The following is a 1,253-nucleotide window of genomic DNA, read 5'->3' on the forward strand; positions in this document are numbered from 1 at the left end:
CGGCCAGGCCCCGCGCGCCCATGACACCCGGCTGGTCGGCATCGCGGAAGGAGAGCACGAGGTCGCGCGCGCCGGCGGCGACGACGAGGCGGCGGAAGCCGCACATCCACGAGCGGCTGCCGTCCGAGAGCCCCGCCAGGCTGCAGGGCAGCACGGCGAGGCCCGGCCGCTCGACCCAGGCGCCCCAGGCGGAGACGCCGAGCAGGACCTCGACGCCGGCGTCATACGCCTCCGCGAGGCCGGGGGTGGCGGCGGCGATCCGCTCGACCATGCGCGCCGGGTTGGCGAGGGCGGTGCCGGCGCGGCCGCCGAAGAGATAGGGCACGTCGAGCCCGGCGAGGCCGACCGGCACCGGATGCTCGTCCACCAGCAGGACCGAGGCGCCGGAGCGCGCCGCCTCCAGCGCCGCGGCGAGGCCCGCCGGGCCGGCGCCGACCACCAGCACGTCGACCATCTGTTCGGGAGCGGGGAATTTGCCCGAAGCGGATTTCGGATCGGCCATGCCGTGCGGCGGCAGCGTCGTGTCCATGCTCATGCCTTCTCCAGCGCCTGGGCGAGGTCTTCGATGAGGTCGGCCTCGTGCTCGATGCCGACCGAGATGCGGATGGTGCCGTCGGTGACGCCGGCGGCGGCGCGGCGTTCGGGCGGGACGGAGAAATGCGTCGTCGTCGCCGGGTGGCAGATCAGCGATTCGGTGCCGCCGAGGCTGACCGCGAGGCGGAACACCCGGAGCGCGTCGAGCAGGCGGAAGCAGGACGCCTCGCCGCCCGCGACATCGAAGGCGAAGGTGGGGCCGGCGCCGTCGCACTGGCGGCGCAGCAGGGCGCCGGCCGGGCTCGCCGGATCGGCGAAGCCGGCCCAGGTGACGCGCGAGACCTTGGGATGGGCGGCGAGGAAGCGCGCCACGGTGGCGGCGTTCTGCCCCGCCCGCTCGACGCGCAGGCCCATCGTCTCGATCGAGCGCAGCAGCAGCCAGCTGCCATGCGGGTCGAGATGGGTGCCCATCAGCGTGCGCCGCTTGCGCAGGGGCTCGACCAGCGCCGTGGCCCCGGAGATGGCGCCGCCCAGCAGGTCGCTGTGGCCGCCGGCATATTTGGTCAGCGAGGTCATGCACAGATCGGCGCCGTGGCGGAGCGGCGCCTGCAGGGTGGGGCCGAGGAAGGTGTTGTCGACGATGACGACGGGCGGCCGGGCCTGGCCGGCGGCGGCCTCGCGCGCGACGCGGGCGATCAGCGCGATGTCGGCCAGGCCGG

At 75.3% G+C, this 1,253-nt stretch carries 2 protein-coding genes; both read right to left on the reverse strand.

Annotation, left to right across the window (positions count from 1 at the left end; translation table 11 throughout):
• Positions 1-535 (reverse strand): FAD-dependent oxidoreductase (locus tag APM_RS13090; RefSeq protein ID WP_138919199.1); only part of this gene is annotated, 535 nt, incomplete at its 3' end.
• Positions 532-1,253, reverse strand: a 722-nt coding sequence (locus APM_RS13095) for a PLP-dependent transferase (RefSeq protein WP_007423844.1), incomplete at its 5' end; no start/stop codon positions are given. The genes APM_RS13090 and APM_RS13095, both read right to left, overlap by 4 nt.

This window comes from Acidiphilium sp. PM (genome assembly GCF_000219295.1).
Taxonomy (GTDB): domain Bacteria; phylum Pseudomonadota; class Alphaproteobacteria; order Acetobacterales; family Acetobacteraceae; genus Acidiphilium; species Acidiphilium multivorum.